We start from the raw sequence: 26,700 nt of genomic DNA, 5'->3' as shown, positions 1-26,700 counted from the left end.
AGCTGGCCATGCGCCAGATCCAGCCCGCACGTATCATCGCGTGGTCATGTTGGCGACGCGCTCACCAAGCCGCCGCAAGACGCGCTCATCTGAGGTTAAAATGCAACTGTAATACTAGGGTCTGTCGTCATTTGAGCCAGATGAGGGCGCAGACGAGATGCAGCCCGGCGAGGAAGTTGCGGGCGGTCTTTTCATAGCGGGTCGCGATGCCTCGAAAATGCTTGATGACGTTAAAAAATCGCTCAACCAGATTGCGCTCGCAATAGAGCACGAAGTCACATTCGCGTTTGATTTTGCGATTGGCTTTTGGTGGAATGACGACCTGAATACCGCGGGCTTGAAGATAGGAGATGTAGCGGTCCGCGTCATAGCCCTTGTCGCCAAGCATCGCGCTAGGATCAATCCGAGCAGTCAACGGTTCGGCTTGCTGGATGTCGTGGACCTGCCCGCCCGTGAGGCTGAGTTCCAGCGGGTTGCCCAGAGCATCGACAATCGCATGAATCTTCGTCGTCAACCCACCGCGCGAACGCCCTATTGCTTGGTCCACTCCCACTTTTTTTGGGCGCCCGCGCTATGTTGATGGGCTCTCACGATGGTCGCGTCGATCATTGCATATTCGTTGTCCGGATCATCTGCCAGCGCCCTGAAAAGCCGCTCCCAAACTCCCTTCTCCGCCCAGCGCGAAAAGCGCTTGTGCGTATTCTTCCAGTGCCCCGTGCTCTCCGGCAAATCTCGCCACGACACCCCGGTCCGGAATTTCCAGATCACCGTCTCGACAAAAACCCGGTTACCTACCACGCTGTCTCGACCGACATACCCAGGCCGGCCAGGAAGCAGCTTCTCAATTCTCGCAAACTGATCGTCCCGAAGTCCGGATGGCGGTCTGAACCGGCCTGGCTTCACCCCTGGCGGTGCATGGGCGGCGAGGATCGCGAGCTTCTCGACGGGATTGGCGCGCAAATAGACTTCGGTGCTGCGGAGCGAAGCGTGCCCCAGCCACAGCGAGACCTTCCGAATATCGCCGGTCGCCGCCAAGGCGTGGGCGGCACAACTATGACGCAGGACATGCGGCGTTACCCGCTTCGAGAGCAAGGACGGACATGCCAATGCCGCGTGACGGACGTGCTTTGCGACCATCAGCGCCAAACCGTCGCGACTGAGCGGCTCGCCGGTTCGGTTCAGAAATAGCGTCGATACACTTGTCGGACCGCGGGCACGCAGCCAGCCTCGCAATGCTTGCTGCGTCTCCTGCCATAGGGGCAGCACGCGTTCCCGGCGCCCCTTGCCGTGAATCCGGACCGTCGCCAGCGAGGCGGGTGGGAATGCGGTCATCTGTAGACCAAGAAGCTCGGATGCGCGCAGTCCGCAAGCATAGGCCATGTGAAGCATCGCCCGATCGCGCAATCCACAATAGGTGCGGCCATCGGGCGCTGCGAGAAGCGCCCGAACCTCATCGATCGTCAGGGCTTCGACGAGTCGCATCGTGGTCCGCTTGCGCGGCAGCGCGTGGATGCGCAGTGCCTGATCGAGGCAGGCTGGAAGCTTGTACTCGATAAAGCGGAAGAAAGATCGCACTGCGGCGAGACGGGCGTTGCGGGTTGAGATGCTGTTGCATCGATCCTCTTCGATATGATCGAGGAAAGCCAGGATGAGATCGGGATGGAGATCTTCAACCTGGAGGTCGATCGGTCGGCAGCGTCGCCGATCGGCCGCGAAGCGGACCAGCGATGTGAAACTGTGGGCGTAGGTCGCGACCGTATGGGGGCTGGCGCTGCGGTGCCGCGGCAGATGATCGACCAGATAGGCGGTGAGATGGGGAGCGAGCGAGGTCATCGGACACCTCCCAGGAAGCGATCTTCGTTGGCCGCGGCGATGGTACGCATCAGGACCGGGGTGGCTTCGAGATACCAATAGGTGTGCAAGATGCTGCTATGGCCCAGATAGTCGCGAAGGGCCGTCATGTGACGGCGCACCGCGTCGTAATCGTGGGCGCAGGCCTCGAGCGATCGGACCGCGAAACTGTGCCGAAGATCGTGCAGCCGCGGGCCGCGCGTGCCGACCGGGCCACGAATGCCGAGCTGACGAGCCAGACCAACGAACACTTTGCGGACGGTCGACCTGTCCGGTGCCCGTCCTGTGCTGATGATGAAAAGATCATCGCTGATCGAAAACGCTCGGTTGCGCCGGTCGAGATATGCCTCGACGGCGTCCCGCGTTGTCGAGTGGATGGGCAGCAGCCGGCTGCCGCCGCCCTTGCTGCGGCGAACAAGCAGCCCATCGCCGGTGAGGTCGGAGCGCTGCAAAGCGAGCGCCTCTGACACCCGCATGCCCGTTACGGCCAGCAGGCCGAACAGGCAGTGCCGATCTGCCTGTCCGGCAGGGCCAAGGCAGCCGACAGGATCGCCGCAATCTGCTCGGGTTGGAGCAGATGCGGTGCTGGCCTCGGGCGTCGGCGGCACCCGAACGCGCCGAGCGGCGGCGCGTCATGATCCGGGTCTTCTGCTCGCAGAAACAGGGAAAAGCGGCGCAGCAAGTTATACTTGGCGCGGGCTCGCTCCGGCGAGCATGACAGCCCCGCGCCTGACGGATGGCCACAATCTCGTAATCAGCCATGTTCACCTCCGTCGGCGTGCGCCGCAAGAAATGATCCGTTGGTCAGACGGCCGTGTTCGCCTGCTGGTCGAGGGCATCGGCGATCATCGCCGCAAGCGATTCTTCGGCACGGATGCGCGCGACCGGATCTTTGGCGTCGAGATCGCGTCGCACCCATTGCGGCGTGCGTTCGACCACGCGAAGGATCGTATCCGTTAGTTCCCGTGTCATGGCGTGCCCATGACAGGCGAGCCGTTCTTGAGCAGCGACTTTGCGGCGAAAGCCTATTTGTCGTGGCGTTCCTTGCTCAGGAACCGTTCACGACGACCGACGTTTGATCCGCGTCGGTCATTCGAGGAGAAGCGACATGCGTATTCGGTTGCTGGCGGTATCCCTGATTGTTGCTGCCGTCCCCCTTGGCTCCGCGAGCGCACAGATTTTCGACACCGACTTTGGCGCGATGGTCCTGAACCAGAATATCGGCGCCATCAACACTTACAACACGCAAGTGGATCGCATCGATAGCGAACGGCGTGCCGACGAGTCTCGGCGCAATGGACGGCAGTCGGCGCCGGTTCCCAATGCTCCCATTCCGGCAACGACGATGGCACTGCTCAAGAACGCCGTCGTCGACGTGCTCGACCCCGAATATCGACGCCGCCTGGCTGCCTATGGGCAGACGAGTTCGAAAAGCTGGGCCAGCACGACCTTGAAGAGCGTCGGCGGACAGGTCGGGGCGCTGACGCCGGAATATCAACGTCGCGTTCGCTCCAGCGGTCAAAAGGCCGCCGACAACTGGCTTGTGTCCCGGACGCGTCAGATTGCCGGCAGCTATGTGAGCATTGGAGCGCGGACACCAGCCCCAGCCTCGGGCGTCGTGCCCGCATCGACGATGAAGAAGGCAGAGGATGCGGCTTTCGCCGTCCTGAATCCCGAGATTAATCGACGCGCCGGTGCTTATGGGAAGGCCGCCGCCGAAAGCTGGTCGCGATCCGCCGGGCAAACGGTCGGCGCCGATGTCGGCAGGCTCAAGCCGGAATATCTGCGGCGCGCGAAGGAAGATGGGCAAGCCCGCGCGGACGAGTGGATCGTCGCCCAGTCGCGCGCGATCGCCTCGCGTTACGTCGAAAGCCAGCGGTAGCAGGCCGGTCAGCCCTTCCTCTAGCCCCAATTCCAGCACCAACTTTCGCTAAAAGATTGTCGGTGCCATGATTAGCAGTTATCCGCAAAGGCATGGACATGGAGTTGATCAAACGCCTGTCGAAATCTCGCGCAGGTGTGGCGCTGTTGACGCTGGGCGCAGCCACCGCGATCTTTCTTGCCGGGACGCGAGCTGGAGAATTCATTGCCTTCGTGACAGGGGCCACCGAATAACAGGTAGTAATAGCTCGTAGCCTGTAATCGGGACACTTGCCGTCGTTTCCTATGCAAGCGAATTTCATTGATCTTGCGTGCCGTGCGATGGTCGCGACACTGCAAAGGCCCCTTCGGATTTTGCACCGTTTTGGAATTCGGTTTGCTCCCGCGAATCTTCCTCCGCATCAGATGCGCCGACTGCACGACAGCAGTCCGTCCCAGATGACAGGAAAGATATGAATATGAGCAAAAAGTCGCCCGAGCAGATACGAAAGGATCTCAAGGAACTCTGGCCGGCAATTCCCATCGCCGCCGTCGCGCTTGCCTGGTTTCTTCAACCCGTCATGACATTCGCTTCCGCCGACGGCATGGCGCGGGTCGGATTGCTGATGGCGGTAACCATCGTCGCTACCCGAGCATTGATCGTACAAAAAGAGCCAAGAGCCGGGATGATATCCACCGTCTTCGTCGCCTTCGTCGCCGGAATGGGCGTACTTGTCTTCTTCGGAGCTGGCGACGCCGACAGGCGCAACCAGCGTCAATGTGCCCATCAAGAACGAATAATGCTGACGCCATCAGCGGAAGGACGCCATGCACTGGCAGTTTTCGAGGCCTTGAAATGCCGTCCGACGGGTATCATCCCCTCTGCCAAGGCGGTGTCGAAGAGTTGACCTGAAGGGCTTGCTCGCACTCGAATGCCCTCTTGCCCTTGCGGCGCCAAAGCGCGAGCGCCTGTTCGCGTTCCTCGCCTCGCAGCTTGTTCGCGATTGTGAGGAACGCGCCGTAGAGCGTTGCGCGGTCGTCATCGGTCAGCTTGACCAACCCGGCTTTGACGATGAGCCCACCGAGTTCGATGAGCTGCCGCGTTCACTCACGCCGCTTGACCTGCCATTCGCGCATTCCGGTTCGTGCTTTCACCAGCTCAAGCCGATGCCGCATTGCCGTCAGGCGGTGGGACGCCCGCTGCGCCACGATCAGCTCCCGCCGCAGCCCTTTCGTGCGCCGCGCTGAAAGAAACCCGCGCCCGCCTTGCGCCAGCCCTCCTTCGCAGCGGTATCTTTCGTCGCCACCGCGCCGAGCAATGCGCCCGCGAGCATCTCCGCATCGAGCGCATCGGCCCCCGTCGCAATGACGAGTTCGCCGAGTTGGCGAATGCGGCGTTCCTTGAGGGTCTTCGCTTTTGCTTCGAGCGCCTTCAGTTCCGAATCGATATCGCGTGGTTTGCGCATCGCAAGTCTCCATTGAGTGTCGATGGAACCATGATAGAAGATAGGCGCCGGTGATGCAGTAGAGTCGCCGGGATAGTCTGGAACAACCTAGTCCCTGCAGAGAATTTATTCGAGGAGGGCGCGCTTATACGTTGTGCCGACGTGCGCTCAGAAGTGTAGTTGGTATGTCGCCATGGCGATCTAGCATTTCAGCGTGAAGGTCATCAGCCGCGCCAGCGGACGCAGCGCCGCGGCGGCGGCGGCCTATCGTTCGGCTGACCGGCTGCACGACGAGCGACTTGATCGCGATCACGACTTCACCAACAAGTCGGGCGTCGTCCATTCGGAAATCCTCCTGCCCGATGGTGCGCCCGAGCGGCTTGGCGACCGCGCAACACTCTGGAACGAGGTCGAGGCGACCGAGAAGCGCAAGGACGCGCAGCTTGCCCGCGAGGTCGAGTTTTCCATTCCGCGCGAGATGACCAAGGCGCAGGGCATCGAACTGGCCCGCGACTTTACCCAGGCCGAGTTTGTCGAACGCGGCATGATCGCGGATTTGAATGTGCATTGGGATATCGGCGCGGACGGACAGCCCAAGCCGCACGCGCATGTCATGCTCACCATGCGGGAGGTGGGCGAGGAAGGGTTCAGCGCAAAGGTCCGGGACTGGAAGGGCTTGAGCATGGTTCGCGCATCGCGTCGCGGACCATCGCCAGCATGGAACATGGCTGGTCGCAGGGACGCGACATGCTCACCGCCCGCGACGTGCTGGTGATCGACGAGGCGGGCATGGTCGGCACGCGTCAGATGGAGCGCGTGCTGTCCCATGCCGCCGATGCCGGCGCAAAGGTGGTGCTGGTAGGCGACAGTTCCGCCTATTGACCATATAGCCCCGCATCTGCTCAGGATAGCGTCACCCGAAGATGCCAGGATGAGACCAGCGCAACACGATCACACGCGTCGTCCCACTGCCGGCTTGGACAAGTTTAATCGTCCCGGAAGGCGTATCAGGCGCTGGGAAGTAGGTCACGCTACGTAGTGGAACGCTGGACGTTAGCAGCGGCCTTGGCGTGGTGAAGCCACCGCCCGACTTCGTCGAAAAATAGCGAACCTGTGATTCTGAGGACGTGCGCCAAAGGCCGACATAGTTGGTAATAAGTTGACCGTCTATGCGGCGATATCCGACGCGATAAGCCATTACGAAGCGCCCTGGGCCACCTTGTGGATGTGGATCGCTTGCTGCTAGCATGCTGCCGGCAAACGAAACGCCCGAACGCAGCGCGACGGTGCCGCGCACGGCGTCACCGCCGATGATCCGGCCATCGGCAAATAGCATATTGTCGCTCACCACCGCCTTCAGCGCTGGTGCGCATGCCCCGCTGACGGCCTGTGTGGCGAGGACAGTGAGCGCATCAGGCATAACTTTAGGCGCGAATTTCAAGGACCGGCGAGCCAATGCATTATCATCGTCGGCAAGCCGAAATGCGCCCGGTTGAGCCGGATCTGCGCAGACTGTGGAGACAGTGGACGGACGTGCGTCGCTACCATCAACGGGCGCAAGACCAAGCGTCAGTGCCGCAGTGGCCGCCAGCGCAAGAAAAGGAATACGCATCTTTTTACCTCCAGACGAGTACGGAAATTATCCTTGATGCCTCCTCGTTGCTATAATCGGGCTTAGGGGATCTCACCACCTGGGGGCACTGGCGGCTCCGGCTCCTGGAAGGTTGGGTGGCCAGGGCTGTAGCGACCTCCATCGTCAGCCAAGGTGGTTCCGCCACTATACTCGGTGATGGCTCGAGCGATGTCGCTTGCGCGCGCCTCAAAGGCGGCTGCCTCGGCCGCCGTATAGCCGCCTTCGCCCCCCTGCAGAGCAGCATAGTCACTGCGTTGGTCGGCGGTCACGTGGGCGACCTCGTGAAGCGGCAGATAATCGACCCCGCCCGGGCTTAGATTATAGGTGCTTATGTTATCGATGTTCATGCTGACGACCGGATCACCATTGTTATAATTGGCCTCTCCCCGCGTCGTGCCATTGGCATAGGCCGTGCCTGTATCATTGACGACAAAGTCGGCCTTGGCCCATGCCTCCTTCACTTCGGCACCGGTCACGACCTGGCCGTTATCCAGCGTCAGCCGGGCGTTGTCCGGCAGGGCCTTCACATAGGCGTCATCACGCACGATGGCGTCTTTATAGGCTTGGACAGGGGTTCTCCACAGCGACGCTCGCCTTGGCCGAACCCTGAAGGAATATCCTCGCCAAGAGATTGAGCGCCCCCTGAATGCCCGAGGTGATCAATATCTGATCGGCACCGGCGTCTATGCCTCGCGTCTCGCGCAAATGCGCAGCGACCGCTTCGCGCAGTGCGGGAAGTCCGCGCGGGTCGCCATATTCGGTCTGAACCCCGCGCGCATAGGCCAGATGGCGTGCTACGGCACGTTGCCAGAAACTCGTGGGAAAGCTCTTTGGGTGGGGGCGGCCGACGAAGAAGTCGAACTGGGGTCGTGTGCGTTTCTCGCGCCAGAGTTCCGGCGTGCGACCGGAAAAGCTTGGGTTTCGACCAAGACGGATGCGTTTTCCCTTGTGCGCGACGGTCGCATATCCGTTCCGCAGCAGAACGGTCGCATCGGGCAGCTTATCGTTCCCGCGACGACCAGCCAATGCTTCGCGCTCATTCCGGCAGCCCTCCACTGACAGGCGCATGCGCGGCGGGCGCAACTATTGGATGAGAAAGCGGGGCAGGCAAGATCATGTGGTTCTCCGTCAATTTCGTGGCGGCGGACATTCGTTTCCAGGTTCGGGCGCGGGCGGGGCAGGGGGCTGGCGGACGCCGGATCAAGGCAGTTATCGGTCGAAATGCTGGGCGGGTCCGATCATGGACAGGCGATCTTCACCGCCGATGCGGTCTCGTCGCGCGCGGGTTCGGCCTTCACACCCAGAATTTCCGTCACAAGCGCGTGCGTGTGCCGCCGCGCCTCCTGGTCGGGATTGATGCTTTGCAACATGATTTCTGTCGCGCCGCTCAATTCGATCATCCGGGACAACTGGTCACGCAAGGTTCGCGGGCTGCCGGCCAGTCGCGCGGGCCAATAGGACCCCGAAATCACCGACGGCGCATCGCGCTGATCGGCGCTCAGCATGCGCTCCGCCTCCTCGATCGTCGGAAAAACGGTCGTGCCTCCGGTGATGTGCGCGCGCGCGAAAACGGCCCGCGTCGGCCAGGTCATCCGATGGGCCTCGGCATCGGTATCGCCGGCGAACACGCTGATGCTGAGCATGGCCTGGGGTGTCTGCGCGCCATAATGGGTAGGGCGGAACGCCTTGCGATACCGCTGAAGCGAGGCGACGGCGCCATTAGGATTGAGGAAGCCGGCGAAGGAATAGCCTACGCCCAGCGCCGCCGCCAGACCGGCACTGTTGCCCGAGGAGCCGAGTATCCACGGTTCGGGCCGCGCTTCCACGGTTGGCATCAGCCGGATTTTCCGGAACGGATGTTCGGCGGGAAAATCGCGATGCAGGAATGCGAGGACTTCCTGCACCTGCTGGTCGAAATCGTCGACATGCGCGGTATTCCGGTCGCGCTTCAGCGCCAGGTCGACCAGCGGCCCGGAGGTTGCGCGGCCAAGGCCAAGATCGAAGCGGCCAGGCGCCAACACCTCCATCTGCAGAAACAGTTCGGCGACCTTGAGCGGCGAATAATTGTTGAGCAGGATCGCGCCCGAACCGATGCGCAATCGCTCGGTTTCGCGCGCGATCACGCCCAAGAGCACCTCCGGCGCATGGGACGCGACGGAATCGATGCCGTGATGTTCGGCAAACCACATGCGGTGAAAGCCGTGAGCCTCCGCATGGCGCGCGTTTTCAAGCGCGTTCTGGAAGGCGTGGAAGGCGGTGCCGCCGCGCGGCACGGACATCTGTTCGACAAGGGACAGCTTGATCATGGGATCAATTTCTTTCGCGACGCGGATTCATCGGGGCTTGGTCTTTCATTCAGCGGGCGGGAGGGCGAGGGTTCCGTGAACCGGACGCAGGCCATCCATGCCGATGCGCAACTGGCGCATCCACGGCGCCCTGGCGCGCTCGATCGCCCTGCTTTCGGAGTCCTGGTCGGCGCCGCCGTCGAGCCGGTATTCGATCGGCCCTTCGCTGGGCGAACGCGCCAGCGTGGCAAGGCAGATGATGAGCTGGACGATATCCTCGCCCGTCACCCCTTCACGCAACAGGCCGGCGCGATGGCACCGCGCGACGACCGTGTCGGCCACCGCCGCGACCCGCTTGGCGCATTCATCGATTTGCCGTTCGGTGAATGGACGGGCCAGTCGTTCGCTGAGCGCCACATGGGCGGCCTGGCGGCACACCGCATCGGCAATGAACTCCTCCAGAGCGTTCCAGGGGTTCGGTTCCGCGGCGCCGCGACCGAGAGCGGCCGCTTCCCACGCCACGAACTGCTCGAACAATATCGTATCGAGCAATTCCTCCTTGGTCGGAAAATGGCGATAGATGGTGCCCATGGCGACGCCCGCGCGATGAGCGATTTCGCGAATATCGGCTGCCTTTCCGCGACTGGTAAACTCGATCGCGGCCGCGTCGATGATCGCGGCCCGATTGCGCACGGAATCGGCGCGTTCGCGACGAACAGGCAGGGTTTTATCGGTTTCCATGGCCGCGATATAAGGGCATTTTTCCTAAAGTGAACATATGATCCGGTTATATGTTGAAATTTGCGCGATTTTTCCCTGCATTCTTATCTGGCTTAGGTCGTCATTTTTATAACTATCTGATCTTCGCTATTATTTTTATATGCCTGCGCAGCAGGCGTCCCCATAAAATGAACACATGACCCGTTTGTAGTTCTGCCTAGTCGTCATTGGATCAAGGTCTCGGTGTAGCCGTTCTGTCGAGAGACGGGCCGGTTCGTGGCTGGAGCGGACACGCACGCACAAGTCGCGCGTTCTTGTCTCGGAGGTGCTCGCCAACAAGATGGCGCGCACGGCTTGGGCGCTGCCGACGAAACAGGAGGAATATTGAACGCCGACACGATCGCGGCGTAAGCGGGAATCGCGGCCAGAGGTGTCTGGGACGTAGGCCGTCGAAGGAGGGCATGACAGAATGGTCGGCGAGGCGGGGCAGGTAGCCAACGTCATGCGCGGCTTTGATGTCCAACTGAGAGGCATTTTCTTTGCGCCCCTCGCCGCGTGTAGCTACGAGCTATGACCGCATTGTCGCTAAGGCGTGACAGTTCAACCTCATGGAACAGGCTGCCACCTTCCTCGCGCAGACCGCGCAGAACGGCACGCACCCTCTCGCCGAGTTCGATATTGCCGAGGTAGACGATTGTGCGCTGAATGGTGACGAGCAGCGGCTCGCATTGCCGGAACCATTGCCATTCGGCGCGGTCGACTATCGCTTGAAATGCAGCGAAATAGAGGAAATCGGCGCCGTTGAAATCCTCGTGCGGGGCCGGATCGAAGATCAGCTCGGGCTTGTCCGCCGCGCCGAGCAGCGACAATCCCTCCAGCTCGGGTGCGGCCGCCGGGCGCTGCGGAGTGAGCGGCGGCAGTAGTCGGCAGGGTCGCGCCACGACCGACCGTGCCGCAGATCTGTTTTCGCCGCGTCTCGTCCGCCGCACGAAGGCGGATTCCATGACCAGCGTGGCTACGCTGGTGCCTGCGCTCCGAACCGCGATCCGGCTGCGATAGCGGGTCCGGCCGATCCGGCAGAGTTCCACCTCGAAGTGAAGGACATCGTGCTCTACCACCGCCCCCAGCCGGCCATGCTCGATCCGCACCGAGGTGAAGGCCGGATAGAGCCGCTCGCCATCGGCATCGCGAAAATCGGCGGTGTCCTGCCCATGGGCGTGGGCCAGCGCCAGCCAGTGGCGATGGCCGCAAGCCTTGAGCAGCCAGTTCTCAGAAAGTCCCGCGTGGCACAGTTCGGGCATGCCGATGCGAACCGGCTCCAGTGATGCGAATTGGAGCCGATCCGCCGCCACATGCTCTTCCCGCGCCGCGCGGTGCATCAGAAGCCCGCGCTCAGGCCAAGGCCGAACTGGAGCTGGTCGCGGTCATTGTCGCCGCGATTGAGGACGGATTTGACAAGGCGCAGGTTGTCGTTGGCGAGATGATAGTATTGGACGTTCGCCGATATCGCCCACTTGCCCGCGCGTGGGCCCAGGTTGATCGGCTTGGTGATCTTGAGGCCGGTGGTGACGACGCCAAGATTGCCGTCGCTGATCGGCCCGAAGAAGCTCTTAGGACCCACCGTCACCCAAGTCGGAGCGGCGATCGTCAGGCCATCGAGCTTGAGCGTGGGGGTTGCGCCCAGCCACACGTCATACGTGTCGCCCGCCTTGCCCACGCCGATAACGGAACTGCCGGAAACCTCGTAGAACAATACCGCATAGGGGTTGATAGTGAACTTCTTTCCCGGTGCGCCATCGGCATAGCTGGCCACCAGCGCGACGTTATGCGCGGTTTTCGGCAGGTTGTTGCCGATGAAGGCGATATATTTGGCAGTGAGCGCCAAACGCTTCGTGACCGGTACCGTGACGGCGACGAACGGATCGGTCTCGTTCACCGTCTTGGTAGACGTGCCGATCTTGTCGTAATCGGGATTGAAGTCCGTCCACACCCCTGCGGTAAAAGCCACGCCCGAGGGCAGGGCGAGGGTTGCCTGGCCAGTGGTCTGCACCGACCCGCCGCGCGTGGTGGCAACCAGGCCGTGCGGAGTGACATAGTCATTGCCGGCCCAGACATCGAGACTGCCGCTCAGCACCGGCCCGCCGTCACTGGCCGGGGGCGCATCCTCTGCATGCGCGGCGACAGCGGTTGTGGCGCTCATAATCAGAACGAAAGACGTAGCTATTCCCTTGACGAACGATGACATCGCCGCCTCCTTTTTCCCTGGTGTTGATGTTGGATTGCCTTCCCCGACATGTGCCTGCCGGTATGAACGCCCCTCCCCGATAGGATCAGCCGCTGGCGGAAAGCATCGCGGCCGGGACAGATGCCCCGGCGATGTGCTCCACGATATGCGCGGCATCGCGGGCGACACCGGCGTAACGGCCGGAACCCCATGTGTGGAGCCACGGCAGGCCGATGAAGTAGAGGCCTTCATAGGCCGACACGCCGCGATCGTGCGCGGGGTAGCCGCGCCCGTCGAACACCGGCACCTGAATAAAACTGAAGTCCATGCGGAAACCCGTGCACCAGATCACGGCGCTGATGTTCGACGCTGCCAGATCAAGTTCCAGCGGCTCCTCCTCGGGCGCCCAGCACGGGACGTAAGGAGCCTCGACCGGCGCATCGATCCCTTCGCGCGCGATATAGTCGTCTATGGTAGCGCGAATGCGCATGTAGGTGGCGTCAGCGTTATCGAGATGATGCGTCAGGTCGGGCTGGAAGCGCACGGTGTGTCCGTCGATCCCGGCCAGCATCCCGTAAAGCTTCATGCCCTGCAGCGCGAACTTCCTGAGGTCGATCTCGCGTCCGCCGTCACGGCCCGTAAGGTAATGGTTCTCGTTCTGGCGGACTTTCTCGCTGGAGGGATGGTCGTCGATCGGCATGTCGTAATGGCCCATCTCCTCGAGCCAGTCGGTCGAATCGCGGCCGCGGTAGACGCGCGGTGCGCGCGGCGCATCGCCGACGGCGAGATGGACCTTGCGCCCGGCGAGATGGAGGTCCTCAGCGATCTGGCAGCCCGACTGGCCCGAACCGACCACCAGGATCTCTCCCTCGGGCAGCGACTGCGGATTGCGGTAGTCGAGCGACTGGACCTGCAGCACGCTCGAAGGCATCGCCGCACCGGGACGCGGCACGATCGGGATATGATAGCCGCTGATCGCGATCACCACCTTGTCGGCGGTATAGATGCCGTCGGTCGAATGCACCTCAAAGCCGCCGCCTTCCAGCTCCTTGACGCCGGTGACGGCAACGCCCTCGCGGATCGGCGGCTCGACCAGCGCGGCGTACTTGTCGAGAAACGCGACGATCTCATCCTTCAGCATGAAGCCGTAAGGGTCGGTGCCGCCGTATTCACCCGCATAGCTGAAGCCGGGCAGGCGGCACTGGCGGTTCTGGGTGACCAGGCAGAAGCTGTCCCAGCGCTCGGCGCGCCAGCTATGGCCGATGCGGTGTTTTTCCAGGATCAGGTGCTCGATGCCTTCCTGCTTGAGCAGGTAGCTGAGCGAGAGACCGCCCTGTCCACCGCCCACGATCAGGACGGGAACATGCTGGCGGGACTGGGTCCTACGCGCTTCTACGGTCATGGCGGGGTCCTCTGATGGAATGGAGTTCACAATTCGAAGCCTTCGACGCGGACGGTGGCGGTTGGCATCTTCGCAAAGGCGGCGGCGGCTTGTTCGATCGCGGCGATCTGGTTCAGGGCTTGCGAGCAGCCCATGCCGAAGCGGCCTCGGACCCTTTCGTTGGCGGCTTCCAGGCCCGCGCGGGCCCGCTCGACGAAGCGGGGCAACGGATAGTCGATCCCGGCTTCCAGATGCTGCGTGATCACCGTGGAGGGCGAATAGCAGGTCTCAGTGCTGCCATCGGGCCAGCGGACCCGGAAACGCATCTCAGGCATGTTCGGTCTCCGTGGTGAAGGCGGCTGCCGCGTGGGGCGCAACGGGGCGGCTGCAGCCGGTCAGCGGCTGGGCAAGGTCCCAGACCACGGCGCTATCGATGCCTTGGCTGATGCTGACGCGGCGGTTGTCATCGATGTGCCCGGCGATGGCGCAGGAGACGCCCCGCTGGTGGAAAGCCGCAATCACGGCAGCGGCGTGTTGCCCGCGCGCGGTCATGACGAAGCCGAAGCTGGGAAAGGCCGTCAGCCAGCGCTCCATCGGCTGAGCCTCGGGCCGGGGAAGGCGATCGAGGTCGATGGTGCAGCCCACTGCCGAAGCCTCGGCCAGCATGATCGCGGTGCCGACCACGCCGGCCATGCTCACGTCCTTGGCGGCGGTGAGCAGGCCCCGTTCCGCCAGATCGGGCATGATCCCCATGCACGCGCGCAAGTCTTCAGGCTCGGCGCTGGTGCTGGCGTCCCACCACGGGAAGGGATCACGGAAGCGGCCGCGCAAGTCCGTCGCAACCAGCAGGACATCTCCTGGCCGCGCGCCGAAGCTGGTGACCGGACGGGTGGCGCGGCCAAGAATGGCGACCGCAAGTTGCCCCGCATCGGCGCGCAGATTGCTGTGCCCACCGACGACCGGCACGCCATAACGCCGCGCCGCTTCGCGCAGGCCCGCCAGCAACGGCCCGGCATGGGCGGCGCTGCGGCTCCACATGGCATCGACGACGGCGATGGGGCGTCCGCCCATGGCCATTACGTCGCTGACGTTGACCATGACCCCGCAATAGCCGGCAAACCACGGATCGGCGGTGACGAAGTCCTCGACGAAACCCTCGATGGCAAAGAGCAGGTAACCGTCGCCGTCCGGGATCATGGCGGTGTCGTCGCCCACCGGCACTGCATCGCCGCCGCCAATATCGAGCACCGTGACCACAGCGGCGATGTCAGCCTTGTGCGCCACGCCCCGACTGTCGCGCACCAGTGCAGCGAGGGTTTCGATCTCGTTCATGCCGCGCGCCGCTTTGCGGTACGCAGGCCGGCCACGCCATCGGCAATCGGCGGATAATACGCGAGGTCCGCCTGCATCAGCGCATGGGGCATGCCGTGCAGTTCCACCTCGTCGAGGCGCTTCCAGCGCATGCGGCGGAACAGCAGTTCGTTGCGGCTCTGCACGTGGGCGTGGAAGCGCTGGCAGCCCATCGCGTGAGCCGTGGAGACCGCGAGGCGGATCAGCGCCGGGCCGATGCTGCCGACGGTCCGGTGCGTGGCGGCAACCGCCAGCCGAGAGCCCCACCACAGGTCGCCCGGTTCGCGGTGAATGCGCACGGTGCCGATCACTTCGTCAGGCTGCCCACCGATCATCGAGAGTGCGACGATCGGAATGGCATGCATGTCGATCGCATCATGGTCGTCGTGCGCGAAGACCTGCTGTTCGCGGCAGAATACGGCATGGCGCAGGGCTGCCGCACCGGCGCGCTCCCAGGTCTCGGTGGCAAAGCGGACGATGTAGTCGGCCGACTGGAAGGGCGCAGGCACGGCCCAATCGATCAGGGCGTGGTCCATCACGCAGTCTCCCGTTCGGCTGCCAGCTTCTCGCCCGCCAGCTTTTCGAACGTGGAGAGCGCGGAGCACGCCCCGCACTTCGCGCAGCCCGCCTTGACCTTTTCCGCCGACAAGCCTCCGTCCCGCAGCATCTGCGCCAGCGGGCCAAGGACCGAGGCCATGAATTCCGGGCTGGGGGAGGGGTGGTCCTCCAGCGGCGTGCCCGAGATCGGCACGAAGGGCACGATGAAGGGGTAGACCCCAAGCGCGACCAGCCGCCCTGATATATCCAGCAGCGCCTCGCGCGTGTCGCCAAGCCCGGCGAGGATGTAGGTCGAGACTTGCCCGCGTCCGAACACCGGGACGGCAGCCTCGAAGGCGGTCATGTAGCGCTCGATCGGAACGCTGGCCTTGCCGGGCATGATCCGGGCGCGCAGATCGGGCGTCACCACTTCGAGATGCATGCCCAAGCTGTCTATGCCGGCCTCGCGCATGCGGGTGAACCAGACGTCGTCGTCCGGCGGCTCGCACTGGCCCTGGATCGGCAAGGGCACTGCGGCCTTCACTGCTGCGGCGCTGTCGCACAGCACCCCGGCGCCGCGATCGGTGGCATTGGGCGTGCCGGTGGTCATCACCATGTGCTTGACGCCGTCGAGTTCGACCGCTGCCCTGGCGACTTCGGCAAGCTGCCCCGGCGTCTTGTGAGCGATGGTCCGCCCGGCGGCGAGCGATTGGCCGATCGCGCAGAACTGGCAGGTCTTGGTGCGGCTCTGGTAACGGATGCAGGTCTGCAGGATGGTCGTGGCGAGCACGTCGCGGCCATGCAGCGTGGCGATCTTGGAATAGGGCACGCCGTCGGCCGTGCTCAGGCCATAGAAGCGCGGCTGCGGGGGAAAGCTGATCCGGCCCATCGCAGCGCCATCGCGGCGCACCTCGCAAGTGCCATCGGCCGCCGGCGCACTGGCGCTGTACGGGGAATCGAAGGCGCTGGCGGTGTGGATCGGCACCATCACCGTCACGCCATCGATGGTGACGGCCTTGTGATCGGACGGACCCGCCCCGCCGCGACGGCTGGCTGCTCCCGCCTTGGGATCAGCCAGCCGGATGCCGAAGGACTGCAGTTCCGCGATCAGATTTGCCGTCGTCTGGGCGGTTGCTGCCGACTGGTTCGTCTGCATCGGAAATCTCCTGGTCCTGAAGGGTGAGGGAACGGCTGCGCACGACAATCGCGGTCGGGCGGTCATCGAGGTGGAGCGAGAGCAACTCGGGCCGGGCATAGTGGCCAACCGAATCCATCATCCGCTTGCGCTTCATGATCAGCGCCATGTCGCAATCGGCGACGAGCAGGCCCTCGCCCGTGGTCAGCGGCGGCACGACATGCTGGCCTTCGGGCGAGATGATCGCGGTGTGGCAACCGCCGCTGAGGACCTTGCGGTGCGCTTCGTCGGGGGCGATCGCCGCGCGCTGTTCGTCGGTCAGCCAGCCGGTGGCGTTGACCACGAAACAGCCGCTCTCGGCCGCGTGGTGGCGGATCGCGGCTTCGATCTGGTCATGGAAGATCTGGCCCACCATCGATCCGGGAAACTGGCTGGCGTGGATCTCCTCGCCGTCGGCCATCAGGGCATATCGGGCCAGCGGATTGTAATGCTCCCAGCAGGCCAGCGCACCGACCCGGCCCACTGCCGTATCCACCGCGCGCAGCCCCGAACCATCACCCTGACCCCAGACCATCCGCTCGTGATAGGTCGGCGTGATCTTGCGACGCTTGAGGACAAGGCTGCCGTCCGCATCGAACACGAGTTGCGTGTTGTAGAGCGAGCCGCCGTCGCGCTCGTTGACGCCGAGCACGATGACCATGCGGTGCGTGCGGGCAGCGGCCGACATCGCCTCGGTTACCGGCCCCGGCACCACGACCGCCTCGTCATAAAGCGCCAGGTGCTTGGCGCCCATCTTGTAGGGCGGGTCGATGAATGAGAAATAGGGATAGTAAGGCATGAAGGTCTCGGGGAAGACTAGGAAGCGTACGCCCCTGTCGGCGGCCTCGGCAACCGCGTTCAGCACCTTTTCGAGTGTGCCGCCCGGACGGTCGAGCACCGGCGCCATCTGCGCCGCGCCGAGCCGGATGATGTTTGCGTATGACATCGCTTGTGTCTTCCCCGAAACTGTCTGGATCAGGCCGCTTGCGGCTTTGCGAGACGGCCGGCGATTTCCCCCGAAAGGTAGCCGAAGCCCGCGCCGACGATCATCGAGGAGGCGATCGTCGTGAACGGCCCGCTGCCGAACGCGAAGTCGAGCCCGGAAGCCGATTTCAGCAGCCCGAAGGCTGCGGTCGCCGCGTAGCCGTAGACCATCGCGGGGATCACCCCGAGCAGCGGCAAGTGGGCGCCGAGGATCATCACCAGGCATGTCGCCCCGACAATGGCCGCAACCACCGGCACGCCTCCGCTGCCGAACTGGCCGACCAGGATGAGGGCAATGGTCGCCCAGGCGACACCCCAGATGTTCGCGGCAAGCGACTTGACGAGAGCATCCTTGGTGCCGCCTGCACTGAAGAAGCTGGCCCAGGCAATGAACGCCGCCCAGATTTGCGGACCGACGACGGCCGCGGGTCCGACGAACAGCCAGGTGGCGACGAATCCGAGCAGACCAATGGCGACGGCAAGTGCAGTGACGAGCTTCATGTCAGTTCCCCCTGTTGTTGGGTTGGTGTTGTAGGTTCGGCGAATCTCCGGTCAGAGCGTCCAGGTGTGGAGCATGAAGGCATCGTCCTTGCGGTGGAGCAGGATGATATCGAGCACGTCCTGCGGCGCGATCGGGGTGATGCCGGGGATCAGCGAGGGCTCGCCGTGGCCGTAGAGCGCCTGCAGGGCGAAGCGGCAGGCATAGACCTTGCCGCCCTCGGCCATGAACTTCTCGATCTGGTTGTTGACCGCGAGATGGCCGGGGAACGCCTCGTCGCCCAGGGTCGGAAATCCGCGCTGTACGCCCAGCGTAACACCGGGGCCGTAGAGCAGCACCGAAGTCTCGAAACCCTTGCGCTGTAGCCGGGTCGCCTGGAGCATGTTGACGAGGCCGATGGAGCCCTCGAACGCCACGGTGTGGAAGGTCACCAGCGCCTTTTCGCCTGGTCCGGCCTTCACGTCCTCGAAGACCTTCTGCTCATAATCGACGAAGAAATCGCCCTTGTTGTGGGCGGGCGCGGTCACGCTTGGCATTGGCTTGCTCCTGTTGATTGGATGGCCTTCAATTCGGCTGGGGCAAGCGTGATGGAAACATAAAAAACGGTCAATAACGCGCTCGCAACTGCAGCAATGAATGCGTTCAATTGCCGCTATGTTGCGAGATGAACCGAATGATTTAAGCGACCAATGGTGGAGGTTGTGCTGCCATGTCGTGGAACATTCGCCGGACCATTCCAGTGAAGCAGTCAATACCGGCCCGAATCATTCAATTCCTTCGCGATTGCTACGCACAAAGGAGGACGGATCAATTTAAGCAGGCGTCCCCATATTGACCGCATATTGATTGCACTCTATGGCTCGGCTCCGGAGGCACCCCTATGGCGACAATTGCGGACTGGACCCCGGATCTGGAACGGCACGGCAAGCCACATTATCGTGCGATCGCGGATGCCATCGCCCAGGACGTCCGCGACGGTCGGCTCCACGTCTCCGACCGGTTGCCGCCGCAGCGCGAACTGGCCGACCGGCTGGGCATCAATTTCACGACGGTGGCGCGCGGCTATGTCGAGGCACAGAAGCGCGGGCTGATCGAATCGCGGGTTGGCCAGGGCACTTTCGTCATCGGCCAGCCCCGCCGCCCGCGCGCGGCGGCGCGGCCCGCGATCGTCGACCTCACCATGAACGTCGCGCCCGAGCCCGAGGACCGCTCACTCTACGACCGGATGCAGTCGGGCATGCTGAAGGTGGGCAACGATCTTCCCACGCTGCTGCGCTACCAGGCCTTCGGCGGCACGTATCAGCAGCGCGAGGTGGCGACCCGCTTCCTGCGGCTGCGCGGGGTGGACGTCGACCCTGAACGCTTGCAGATCTGCCCTGGCACGCATGTGGCGTTTCAGTCGATCCTGCAGGTGCTGACCAGTCCGGGCGATACGCTGCTGTGCGAGGCGCTGACGTATCCCGGCATCAAGGCCATTGCCGGGCGGCTGGGCCTGGCGCTGGTCGGGATCCCGCTCGACGATGAGGGCATCGATCCCGCCGCCTTCGAGGAACTGTGCCGCGAGCATCGCCCCAAGGCGCTCTATCTCAACCCGACGCTATTGAACCCCACGACGTCTACCATGCCCGAAGCCCGGCGGCTGGCGACGATCGCGGTGGCCCGCGCGCATGACGTCACCATCATCGAGGACGATGCCTACGGGGCGCTACTGCGCCGGCCGATACCGGCCTTCGCCACGCTGGCGCCCGACATCACCTATTACGTCGCCAGCTTGTCCAAATGCGTCGGCGCGGGCCTGCGGATCGCTTACGTGGTCGCGCCCGATCAGCGCCGGATGTGGCCAATATCGGCGCTTATGCGCACGACGACCGTGATGGCCTCACCGTTGACCACCGCGCTCTCAACCCTGTGGATCGAGGATGGTACCGCGGTCGCCATTGTCGAGGCCCTGCGCAAGGAAATCGCCGCCCGGCAAAAGCTCGTCACCGAACTGCTGCCCGCCGGAAGCTATGTGACGCATCCCGAAGCCTTCCATCTCTGGATGGCCTTGCCCCAGCCGTGGCAGCGCTCGGCCTTCGCGGCGCGCATGCGTTCTTCGGATATCAGTATCGTGGTAAGCGATGCCTTCACCGTGGGGTCCCAGCCGGTCGAAGCGGTGCGCGTATCGCTGGGCGGGGTGTTGAGCCGCGCCGAAGTCAGTTCCGCGCTCGATTTCCTCAGCCATGTCCTGGAGCACGAAACCGAGACGGGGCCGGGCTTTGCCTGATGCCATCTGCCCGATGCCATCTGAGGGTCTGGCCCAAACGTCGAGCACATCGGTGATGCGATCACGGCAGTTTCAGGACGCCACGGCGTGACGACGGCGGGAGCGATTGCCAGGCAAATGGGATCATTTGTCGTTTCGGAAAGCGCTGTAAAAGAGATAGATCCATTCGTGCGGTCCACGCGGTAGTAGGAGCTGTCTGGATGCCCCCAATTGCTGATGGAAGGAGACCTTCCTCGCGCACTTACCTGATCGATTGTTCACGTTACGAAGCGTGCTTTACGGTGGCCGCCGACCCTCCACGCACCGGAGGCATGGATAGCGGACCCCTAGCATAACTCCAAACGTCGCGTAATCATATGGGAAATCAAATATTTCAAGCCGACTACGTAGCCGTTTCAGAGGCGGGTAGTGCCGTCACCGGATATCGCACGTCGCTCCTCGGCGCAAAATAAAGAGGAGCGTATGTTCACCTACCAGATCAGGCGTGGTAGCTATTGCTCATGCAAGCTGAAAGAAGCCCGACAAGCCGCCGCCAGCGCTCCGACCCGATCCGTAATGTCGCGCGCGGCAATCTCGCCAAGGCCGTCGCGATAATTGCCTCGACCGGAGCGCACGCTGAGCGCAATAGCTATCTCGCCCAGCGTAATGCAGTCAGTCGCGAGGATGAGGAAAATTCCGACGTCGCCGCCAATTTTGCGCTGGAAGAAACCGCTACACAGCGTGCCGCCGCGCGGGCGGCTGCAGTCAATCTGGGCTCCGTACGTGTTCGCGCCGCGATTTTAGGCCGGATCGGTGGGTCGACCTTAACGCCGGGCGCGCTTGTTCAGGCGGGGCAGGCCGCGCCGTTAACGGTCATTCAACGTACTGATCAGATATATGTGGACATCCCGTCAGCCGCAGCAATGCTGAGCTTTCAGGGAGCCGTGGGTTGTGCCCGTTCCGGATCAGGGCATCCAATGGACGTTAAGGCCGAGTTCAGGCAACCATTGTGAACGCTTCATGCAAGCTGCAAACGAAGTCCCCCGCCCTCAGTTGATCAAACTGCTTCCATGTCGTGTAGAGCATTGTGCGACTGAGTTGACGCATATCCATAGCTTCTGAAGTGTGTGGCCGTCGTGCGGGACCGATTGTTCGTAGAATCAAATCCTGGCCGAAGGGCAGATCATTCGCGAAGCTTCGTGACTGATCCCAAGGCGGATTTGCAACTGAATGCTCGGATTACCGATGACTGAAGGTGAGCCCGCGCGTAATCCCGATGGGGCCGGCGAGGCTGATCCGCCAGTGGAAGGATCCGGTCCAGCACCTGCTGCCCGACTTCTGGCGGCTCTGGAGGCGGAATATTCCCATCTGTTGGACCGGCTTTCTTCCCATTTGCGTTCCCGTGAAGCCGCGGAAGATGCTCTGCATGACGCCTATATAAAGCTCAGGGCAGAGCCGAATATCGGCGACCTTCGCAGCCCCCGATCCTATCTTTACCGAATGGCAATCAACCTGGCTGCCAACCGGCGCCGCAGGGAACGGCGCATGACCGCTGCGAGTGAGGCAACTCTTCTCGAATTCCCCGCTGACGATCCAGACCCCGAGAGGGTCGCCCTTGCTTCCAATGAAATGGATCGTGCATTGGCGGCACTGCACACCTTGCCATCGAAACGCCGCATGATCTTCCTGGCCAGATGGCGGGATGAAAAATCCCAGGCTGAGATTGCTGCCGAGTTCGGCCTGCATCTACGATCCGTGCAAAAGGAACTGTCGAAGGCGGAGACGTATCTCAGGCGTGTCCTGCGTCGTCCCAAACGCCCTTCGCGCTAGCAGCCAACGGGCACGCTGATGATTGCATGGCGAGTTCCGGGACGGTCGAGCCTGCGTTTTGCAAAAAAATGGGCGCCTTTCGGCTGGGCGGGGTGTCCTCTTTTCGGGAATATCATGACCTCCTCCTTGGGATGGGCGGGCCGAGGCTCGCCGCCGACGGTGGTGGTCCAAGAGGCGGTGCGCTGAGATTCCCGGCGCAGACCAACTGCCTTGCAACCCGAGGGGGTCGCCGTGGCGACTTTGCACGCTTGACCGCGGACGCAACTCCTGGTGCGCCGTTGCGACGCAATGATGATCGCTCAGTTGACGGCCCTAAACCGAGGCGCCGTGCGAAAGGCAGCCGCGGTCCCTCGGACGGCCGCCCCACCCTGGCGCCGTGGCAAGTGAGTCTTGCGACACGCACGATGAGCGGACACCTCGCGGAGGCTATATCCATCGCCGAGATCGCCCGCCTCTGCCGACTGTCCCTCAGCTATTTCGTCAGGGCTTTCTCCAATACGGTAGGAATCGCCCCCTATGCCTGGTTCGTGCAACAGCGGATCTCGCACGCAAAGCGGCTGCTGACCGGCAGTAGCCTGCCTCTCGCGCAGATCGCGCTCGAATGCGGATTCTCCGATCAGGCGCATTTTACGAATGCCTTCGTCAAAGCCACGGAAACAACGCCAGCGAGATGGCGGCGCAAGGCGCTTGCCCATCGACAGGCCGCGTAATGTACAGGCGGGTTGGCGGCTCTGTCCCACAAGCTCAATCAGGGTCGCTCCCCAGCTTCCTCGCCATTGCGTTCGGTCGCACGCTGAAGGGCTATTTGGAGGAGAGCCGCGTCGTGCTCTGGGCGTTTCCAGCGGGCGGAATCCCGCAGGGAGACCAGATCCTCCATGTGAATGATGAAGGTATAGACCTTGTTGACCACCTCGATCATGAGCGCCTTCATTTCCTCGTCGGTGATCCGCGAAAGCTGGTTCCATGGGATGTCACCAAAGGGCGTAACCACTTTCACGTCGCTAAAGTCGCCGACCGCAGTTCCTGGGGTCGTGCCAGCATGGAGATCCTCCAGTTTGGAATTGCGTAAGCAATTCTCAACCAGGGCCAGCGCGAGCCGCCGCGCAGCGGCATCGGGTATATCGTCAGTTGCCATCACCTTCTCCGGGATAGAAACCCCTAATGCCGTTCGTTGGACATGGGCAGCTTTGGCGGCAAGCGCGATAGGACGCCTGCAGTGCTTCTTTCATGCTTACCATGATACGGCGCGGTAAGGGGAATGCTCAAGGTTCGCGAAGACGACGAGGTCGTATGACGGCTTTGACCGGCGATTTATCAATCGCCGGTCGTCAGGAATTCAGCCGTTCAGCTTATCCTTGATCGCCTTGGCGGGCGCGAAGGTGAGCTTCTTCGACGCGGCGATCTGGATGGTAGCGCCCGTAGATGGATTGCGTCCCTCCCGCGCCGGCGTGTCTTTGACCTTGAACTTGCCGAAGCCATTGAGCGAGATTTCCTCGCCGTTCGAGGCGGATTCCGCGATTGTGGCAAAGACCGTATCAACCGCCCTGCGGGCGTCAGCCTTTGTGACGTCGATCACCGTTGCCAGCTTTTCGGCCAAGTCGCTGTTGTTCATTCATTTCCTCCTGCAATTCTTGTCTGAATATAGAGCAAAGCGCCTATAGCTCGGCGCGCAGCTCTGCCAACCTTTCCTGGCAAAGTTCGTTGACGATGGTGCCGAGCACCTCAATGCGCTCGGCGAGGTATGTGAATTCCTCCTCCGTCATTTTGAAATGCTCGGCGTGTCTGGCTTTCACATAGGCGTCTTTGAGCTTGTTGAAATACGCTTCCTGCCTGCGGGTCTCCCTCGGCCAAGCTTCGACCAGCCGCGCAGATAGCGTTTCAGCGCGCGTCCGGAGAAATTTGATATTGTGGCTGTAGGGTGTGTAAAAGGTGTAGACGAGCAGAACGCAGTAATAGAGGCGTTCGCACGCTTGCTGAAGGTTATAGGCGGCGTCGGGAAACTGCTTGTTGTCGTAGGCAAACTGATAAAGCATCCGCGCCGATACGGCGAGGCCGAGCCACTTGTCGAAATATTCCTTCGCCATGTCATAGGCTTGTTGCGGCGTCTTGGGCCTGGGCTTGGGCAGTTCGCTGTTATCGACCTGATACAGCGCGATGCCGTCGCGCGCGACGTCCATGAAGAAATATCGGCCATGGGCCAGACCGTCATTCACCTCTTGGAGGGTATGAACGATGAAATTGACGGGTGTGCGCAACCGGTTGAGGATCATGGTCTCCCGGTCGAGGCGCTCGGCCGCCTTCTCCCAATATTCAGTCCAGACCGTCAGTTCTTTCTGGTTGACGATGATGAGCAGGTCGAAATCCGATCGATAGCCTCTCTTGGTATGAGGCTCGTGCACCCAGCGCCCGGTCGCATAGGAGCCGTAGAGAATGATCTTGAGGATGCGGCCGAGCTTCCGAGCGCCGGTCGGATCGCCATGCGCATCCTCGAACTCCTCGAAGAGGATCTGGACGACCCGATCGAGTTCGCGTCGCTTGTTTGCCGGAAGGTGATCGAGTTCGGTTTTCATCGTCTCATCGTCATTCGCGTCAGGTGAGAGGGAAACGGGTTGGATCGTCTTCCCATGGATTGAAGATCACGGCGCCGCTTTGCCGTGCATCCTTGATGTTTCGCGTCACAAGGAAGAGGTCATGTTCGATCGCAGTTGCGGCGAGCAGCGTGTCGATCACTGGCGGGGACTGCCCGATCCGCCGCTTTACCTCACCCGAAATTGCGCCCCAGCGATAGACGATCGCATCGTCGACGGAGAGGAGCCGATCGTTGAAGCGTTCAGCGAGGGCGTCGCGGGCAGCGATATAGCGCGAACGATCTGGATGGTCCGGCTCGAGATTGTGGATGCCCTTATCATACTCCGCAAGTGCCAGGACGCTCAGGAACATCCGGTGCTCGGGTTGCGCCGTTGCCCACGCCTTGACGCTGGGCGCACCGTTCGGGTCCGCCAACGCAGATACGATATGGGTGTCCAGCAGCCAGCCTTTCACAAAGGCACGTCCCGCCCGCGGTCGATCTCGCGTTCAAGGTCGAGACCATCGAGTCCGAGGCTCTCGAGGAACGGAACGAAGGCAGGCTTGCCCGCATCCTTGGGCAGAAGTCGGTCGAGTTCATCAATGCTCATCACCACCACGGCCTCCCGGCCGCGGACAGTGACGCGCTGCGGTCCCTCGCTCTGGGCACGCCTGACAACCTCGCTGAACCGGGCCTTGGCATCCTCGAGTTTCCAGGTGCCGCCTGAGGCAGACTTGTCGCGCACGCCTTTGCGAGTGGCAGTGCCCATTGCGCATACTCCTGACTAGCTAGTCAGATATAACCGGTCGCGCTCCACTCTGCAAGCAAATCGAGTTCCGTGACGTTGCATGCCGCATTTGAAGGTAGCGGCTCGCGAGAGCTGTTCCGGTCATGGTTCGACGAACAGCTTCCCAAAATGATGGGCAAGGGCTTTCGCTTCCGCGGCTCCGATCGCGACGCTGGTCGTCGCCGTCCTGGTGATTGCATCCGCAGCTCGATCGAAGAGTGCAACGCAGCGCTGGTTGTCGAACCGGGAAGAATACAGGATTCCATCCGCGGCGGTCGTGGCGTGAATCTCGGCGCTGACTGCCCAGCTTCGTCGATAATCGATTCCATGAAGGTCCGTGAAGGACAGGCCGTGCGCAGAGACGCCAGCATCGACCAGCGGATAGAGTCTGAGCGACCTTGCCGTCACGATTTCGCTGCGCACCCGGGCCTCGACCATCGTGGAAAGGATGTGCGGAGTCTCCGGCGCGCGAACAAGGGTTTCGCCGAAGGCCGTCTCGAGAGTCCGGGCAGCATACAGAACCTTGTAGCTGCCGTCCGGCGAGTCATAGCGCGATTGCGGTATGTCGCCGGCGGGTCCGAAGTAGATCGGATCGTGGCCGGTCCGGTGGATGCGATGAAGACGCACGCCGGCATCGATCCGTCTCAGTCGAATGGTTGGCACAGAAGGTCAGGCCGCCCAGCCCGCCGCAAGCCCCGCAAGCTGCTTCAATACCTTGGGCTCAGGCCGTCTGGCCAGCGTTTGCAAGATCGTCTCGGGCTGCGCTCCGAACCCCTCGAGTGGCGTTGTGAGCATCATAAGCTGCTCCCAGGGATTCATGTCATCGAATGCTTCCAGCACTGCCTTGAGGCCCTGCAGCACCTCGCCGTCGACGAACTGCGCGGCGGGGTAACGGATCTCCGTTCCATAGGGGACGCCGAGGATTTGCCGACGCTGACGTTGCTTGTCGATCGCGGCCGGCGTGACACCGAACATCGCTGCGACGTCCCCCCGTTCCAGCATGCCTCCCGACCTGGCGGCCATGTCGGCGCGAAACATCGCTGTCTTCTCGCGCGCACTCCTCATCGCCTCGAAATCAGCTGTGGACCTCGGCGCAATGTCGCGCCCCGCGACGCTCAGGGCGTGCCGTGGGTCCGCTTCGCTGCCGACAATATCAGCCAGCGTCTCGTCACTCGCGGACGCGACGGCCTTGGCAATGGCTTGGGTCAACACGTCGATCGCTCGTCGGCGCAGCGTGTCACTGGCGGCGATATGTCCGCCTGAGCGTGACCGGGTTCGCGTGCGACGGGCATTGATGGGAACGGTGCTGGCCATGATGTCCTTCCTGTC

At 62.6% G+C, this 26,700-nt stretch carries 35 protein-coding genes and 2 pseudogenes; 9 read left to right on the top strand and 28 right to left on the bottom strand.

Annotated elements, in window-relative coordinates:
- Positions 1-127 precede the first annotated feature (127 nt).
- The 4 genes and pseudogenes from BM052_RS20300 to BM052_RS20295 all read right to left on the bottom strand — a co-directional run bounded on the left by BM052_RS20300 (position 128) and on the right by BM052_RS20295 (position 2,790).
- A protein-coding gene (locus BM052_RS20300; protein ID WP_255406210.1) for an IS5 family transposase occupies positions 128-903 on the bottom strand; the annotation gives its coding sequence in 2 pieces (ribosomal slippage) (positions 128-552 and positions 552-903; 777 coding nt in all).
- 57 nt (positions 904-960) lie between these two features.
- Positions 961-1,833 (bottom strand): annotated as a pseudogene (locus tag BM052_RS20000) (tyrosine-type recombinase/integrase); the annotation flags it as partial.
- Positions 1,830-2,321, bottom strand: a complete 492-nt coding sequence (locus tag BM052_RS16205; protein WP_255406205.1) for a tyrosine-type recombinase/integrase — start codon at positions 2,319-2,321, stop codon at positions 1,830-1,832. The gene BM052_RS16205 and the pseudogene BM052_RS20000, both read right to left, overlap by 4 nt.
- A 334-nt stretch (positions 2,322-2,655) precedes the next feature.
- Entirely contained in the window at positions 2,656-2,790 is a 135-nt protein-coding gene (locus BM052_RS20295; protein WP_255406211.1) for a hypothetical protein, read from the bottom strand.
- Between the two features lie 169 nt (positions 2,791-2,959).
- On the opposite strand from BM052_RS20295, the gene BM052_RS16200 reads away from it, so the two are divergent.
- The 3 genes from BM052_RS16200 (at position 2,960) to BM052_RS19630 (ending at position 4,619) form a co-directional block, all read left to right on the top strand.
- Positions 2,960-3,733 carry a hypothetical protein gene (locus tag BM052_RS16200; protein ID WP_091148565.1) on the top strand — a complete coding sequence of 258 codons (774 nt, stop codon included), beginning with the start codon at positions 2,960-2,962 and terminating at the stop codon, positions 3,731-3,733.
- Positions 3,734-3,831: 98 nt separating this feature from the next.
- Entirely contained in the window at positions 3,832-3,966 is a 135-nt protein-coding gene (locus BM052_RS20290) for a hypothetical protein (RefSeq protein WP_255406204.1), read from the top strand.
- 224 nt (positions 3,967-4,190) lie between these two features.
- The gene (locus tag BM052_RS19630) at positions 4,191-4,619 is read left to right on the top strand and encodes a hypothetical protein (RefSeq protein WP_143084871.1); all 429 of its coding nucleotides are present in this window, start codon (positions 4,191-4,193) and stop codon (positions 4,617-4,619) included.
- On the opposite strand, the gene BM052_RS16190 is transcribed toward BM052_RS19630, so the two are convergent.
- Both BM052_RS16190 and BM052_RS16185 read right to left on the bottom strand, forming a co-directional pair.
- Complete coding sequence (locus BM052_RS16190) at positions 4,585-4,803, bottom strand: conjugal transfer protein TraD (RefSeq protein ID WP_255406209.1); 219 nt, start codon at positions 4,801-4,803, stop codon at positions 4,585-4,587. The genes BM052_RS19630 and BM052_RS16190 overlap by 35 nt on opposite strands.
- A gap of 119 nt (positions 4,804-4,922) precedes the next feature.
- Positions 4,923-5,177 (bottom strand): conjugal transfer protein TraD, encoded by a 255-nt coding sequence (locus BM052_RS16185; RefSeq protein ID WP_091148562.1) that lies wholly within the window; start codon positions 5,175-5,177, stop codon positions 4,923-4,925.
- 193 nt (positions 5,178-5,370) lie between these two features.
- On the opposite strand from BM052_RS16185, the pseudogene mobQ reads away from it, so the two are divergent.
- Both mobQ and BM052_RS20460 read left to right on the top strand, forming a co-directional pair.
- A pseudogene (gene mobQ / locus BM052_RS16180) lies at positions 5,371-5,856 on the top strand (MobQ family relaxase); the annotation flags it as partial.
- A gap of 17 nt (positions 5,857-5,873) precedes the next feature.
- Entirely contained in the window at positions 5,874-6,038 is a 165-nt protein-coding gene (locus tag BM052_RS20460; protein WP_369821548.1) for an AAA family ATPase, read from the top strand.
- Between the two features lie 31 nt (positions 6,039-6,069).
- On the opposite strand, the gene BM052_RS19625 is transcribed toward BM052_RS20460, so the two are convergent.
- The 15 genes from BM052_RS19625 to BM052_RS16110 form a co-directional block, all read right to left on the bottom strand.
- On the bottom strand, positions 6,070-6,768 hold the full coding sequence (locus tag BM052_RS19625) for a hypothetical protein (RefSeq protein WP_143084870.1): 699 nt from the start codon (positions 6,766-6,768) through the stop codon (positions 6,070-6,072).
- A gap of 62 nt (positions 6,769-6,830) precedes the next feature.
- Positions 6,831-7,334 (bottom strand): hypothetical protein, encoded by a 504-nt coding sequence (locus BM052_RS16175; protein WP_143084869.1) that lies wholly within the window; start codon positions 7,332-7,334, stop codon positions 6,831-6,833.
- A gap of 10 nt (positions 7,335-7,344) precedes the next feature.
- The gene (locus BM052_RS19620) at positions 7,345-7,857 is read right to left on the bottom strand and encodes an aminotransferase class I/II-fold pyridoxal phosphate-dependent enzyme (protein ID WP_143084868.1); all 513 of its coding nucleotides are present in this window, start codon (positions 7,855-7,857) and stop codon (positions 7,345-7,347) included.
- A gap of 170 nt (positions 7,858-8,027) precedes the next feature.
- A complete protein-coding gene (locus tag BM052_RS16165; RefSeq protein WP_255406208.1) occupies positions 8,028-9,068 on the bottom strand; it encodes an MsnO8 family LLM class oxidoreductase in 1,041 nt (346 codons plus the stop codon).
- Positions 9,069-9,140: 72 nt separating this feature from the next.
- Positions 9,141-9,815, bottom strand: a complete 675-nt coding sequence (locus tag BM052_RS16160; RefSeq protein WP_091148556.1) for a TetR/AcrR family transcriptional regulator — start codon at positions 9,813-9,815, stop codon at positions 9,141-9,143.
- Between the two features lie 479 nt (positions 9,816-10,294).
- On the bottom strand, positions 10,295-11,173 hold the full coding sequence (locus BM052_RS16155; RefSeq protein WP_091148555.1) for a Pnap_2097 family protein: 879 nt from the start codon (positions 11,171-11,173) through the stop codon (positions 10,295-10,297).
- A complete protein-coding gene (locus BM052_RS16150; protein WP_177198518.1) occupies positions 11,173-12,039 on the bottom strand; it encodes a hypothetical protein in 867 nt (288 codons plus the stop codon). The genes BM052_RS16155 and BM052_RS16150 overlap by 1 nt, the downstream gene beginning before the upstream one ends.
- A gap of 85 nt (positions 12,040-12,124) precedes the next feature.
- Positions 12,125-13,420 (bottom strand): MSMEG_0569 family flavin-dependent oxidoreductase, encoded by a 1,296-nt coding sequence (locus tag BM052_RS16145; RefSeq protein ID WP_091148551.1) that lies wholly within the window; start codon positions 13,418-13,420, stop codon positions 12,125-12,127.
- 26 nt (positions 13,421-13,446) lie between these two features.
- Positions 13,447-13,734 (bottom strand): MSMEG_0570 family nitrogen starvation response protein, encoded by a 288-nt coding sequence (locus BM052_RS16140; RefSeq protein ID WP_091148550.1) that lies wholly within the window; start codon positions 13,732-13,734, stop codon positions 13,447-13,449.
- Positions 13,727-14,731, bottom strand: coding sequence for a sll0787 family AIR synthase-like protein (locus tag BM052_RS16135; RefSeq protein WP_091148548.1), 1,005 nt, complete (start codon positions 14,729-14,731; stop codon positions 13,727-13,729). The genes BM052_RS16140 and BM052_RS16135 overlap by 8 nt, the downstream gene beginning before the upstream one ends.
- Positions 14,728-15,285, bottom strand: a complete 558-nt coding sequence (locus BM052_RS16130; protein WP_091148547.1) for an MSMEG_0567/Sll0786 family nitrogen starvation N-acetyltransferase — start codon at positions 15,283-15,285, stop codon at positions 14,728-14,730. Before BM052_RS16130 ends, BM052_RS16135 begins: the two co-directional genes overlap by 4 nt.
- A complete protein-coding gene (locus tag BM052_RS16125) occupies positions 15,285-16,442 on the bottom strand; it encodes an MSMEG_0568 family radical SAM protein (RefSeq protein WP_177198517.1) in 1,158 nt (385 codons plus the stop codon). Before BM052_RS16125 ends, BM052_RS16130 begins: the two co-directional genes overlap by 1 nt.
- A complete protein-coding gene (locus BM052_RS16120; protein WP_091148545.1) occupies positions 16,357-17,406 on the bottom strand; it encodes a Nit6803 family nitrilase in 1,050 nt (349 codons plus the stop codon). The genes BM052_RS16125 and BM052_RS16120 overlap by 86 nt, the downstream gene beginning before the upstream one ends.
- A gap of 29 nt (positions 17,407-17,435) precedes the next feature.
- Positions 17,436-17,945, bottom strand: a complete 510-nt coding sequence (locus BM052_RS16115) for a DUF1097 domain-containing protein (protein WP_091148543.1) — start codon at positions 17,943-17,945, stop codon at positions 17,436-17,438.
- A gap of 51 nt (positions 17,946-17,996) precedes the next feature.
- On the bottom strand, positions 17,997-18,479 hold the full coding sequence (locus tag BM052_RS16110; RefSeq protein WP_091148542.1) for an MSMEG_0572/Sll0783 family nitrogen starvation response protein: 483 nt from the start codon (positions 18,477-18,479) through the stop codon (positions 17,997-17,999).
- A gap of 344 nt (positions 18,480-18,823) precedes the next feature.
- Between BM052_RS16110 and BM052_RS16105 the strand changes: the two genes are divergently transcribed.
- The 4 genes from BM052_RS16105 to BM052_RS16095 all read left to right on the top strand — a co-directional run bounded on the left by BM052_RS16105 (position 18,824) and on the right by BM052_RS16095 (position 22,728).
- Complete coding sequence (locus BM052_RS16105; RefSeq protein WP_255406203.1) at positions 18,824-20,209, top strand: aminotransferase-like domain-containing protein; 1,386 nt, start codon at positions 18,824-18,826, stop codon at positions 20,207-20,209.
- Between the two features lie 500 nt (positions 20,210-20,709).
- A complete protein-coding gene (locus tag BM052_RS19615) occupies positions 20,710-21,201 on the top strand; it encodes a hypothetical protein (RefSeq protein ID WP_143084867.1) in 492 nt (163 codons plus the stop codon).
- 232 nt (positions 21,202-21,433) lie between these two features.
- Entirely contained in the window at positions 21,434-22,018 is a 585-nt protein-coding gene (locus tag BM052_RS16100; RefSeq protein ID WP_091148540.1) for an RNA polymerase sigma factor, read from the top strand.
- A 404-nt stretch (positions 22,019-22,422) separates the two neighbouring features.
- Entirely contained in the window at positions 22,423-22,728 is a 306-nt protein-coding gene (locus BM052_RS16095) for a helix-turn-helix domain-containing protein (RefSeq protein WP_091148538.1), read from the top strand.
- 38 nt (positions 22,729-22,766) lie between these two features.
- Here BM052_RS16095 and BM052_RS16090 read toward each other — a convergent pair whose 3' ends face one another.
- From BM052_RS16090 to BM052_RS16060, 7 genes are all read right to left on the bottom strand, one after another.
- On the bottom strand, positions 22,767-23,153 hold the full coding sequence (locus BM052_RS16090; RefSeq protein ID WP_091148537.1) for a hypothetical protein: 387 nt from the start codon (positions 23,151-23,153) through the stop codon (positions 22,767-22,769).
- Between the two features lie 201 nt (positions 23,154-23,354).
- Positions 23,355-23,630, bottom strand: coding sequence for an HU family DNA-binding protein (locus tag BM052_RS16085; protein ID WP_091148535.1), 276 nt, complete (start codon positions 23,628-23,630; stop codon positions 23,355-23,357).
- Between the two features lie 43 nt (positions 23,631-23,673).
- Positions 23,674-24,588 carry a HEPN domain-containing protein gene (locus BM052_RS16080; protein WP_091148533.1) on the bottom strand — a complete coding sequence of 305 codons (915 nt, stop codon included), beginning with the start codon at positions 24,586-24,588 and terminating at the stop codon, positions 23,674-23,676.
- A gap of 19 nt (positions 24,589-24,607) precedes the next feature.
- Positions 24,608-25,060, bottom strand: coding sequence for a type II toxin-antitoxin system VapC family toxin (locus tag BM052_RS16075; RefSeq protein ID WP_091148531.1), 453 nt, complete (start codon positions 25,058-25,060; stop codon positions 24,608-24,610).
- Complete coding sequence (locus BM052_RS16070) at positions 25,057-25,353, bottom strand: type II toxin-antitoxin system Phd/YefM family antitoxin (RefSeq protein ID WP_091148530.1); 297 nt, start codon at positions 25,351-25,353, stop codon at positions 25,057-25,059. Before BM052_RS16070 ends, BM052_RS16075 begins: the two co-directional genes overlap by 4 nt.
- Positions 25,354-25,473: 120 nt before the next feature.
- Positions 25,474-25,998, bottom strand: coding sequence for an RES family NAD+ phosphorylase (locus BM052_RS16065; protein ID WP_255406202.1), 525 nt, complete (start codon positions 25,996-25,998; stop codon positions 25,474-25,476).
- Between the two features lie 42 nt (positions 25,999-26,040).
- Positions 26,041-26,685 (bottom strand): hypothetical protein, encoded by a 645-nt coding sequence (locus BM052_RS16060; RefSeq protein WP_091148527.1) that lies wholly within the window; start codon positions 26,683-26,685, stop codon positions 26,041-26,043.
- Positions 26,686-26,700 lie beyond the last annotated feature (15 nt).

It is taken from the genome of Novosphingobium sp. CF614 (assembly GCF_900113255.1).
In the GTDB taxonomy this organism is placed as follows: Bacteria; Pseudomonadota; Alphaproteobacteria; order Sphingomonadales; family Sphingomonadaceae; genus Novosphingobium.
The sequence above is the reverse complement of the archived record's forward strand: the minus strand, read 5'-3'. Positions and strand labels throughout refer to the sequence as shown.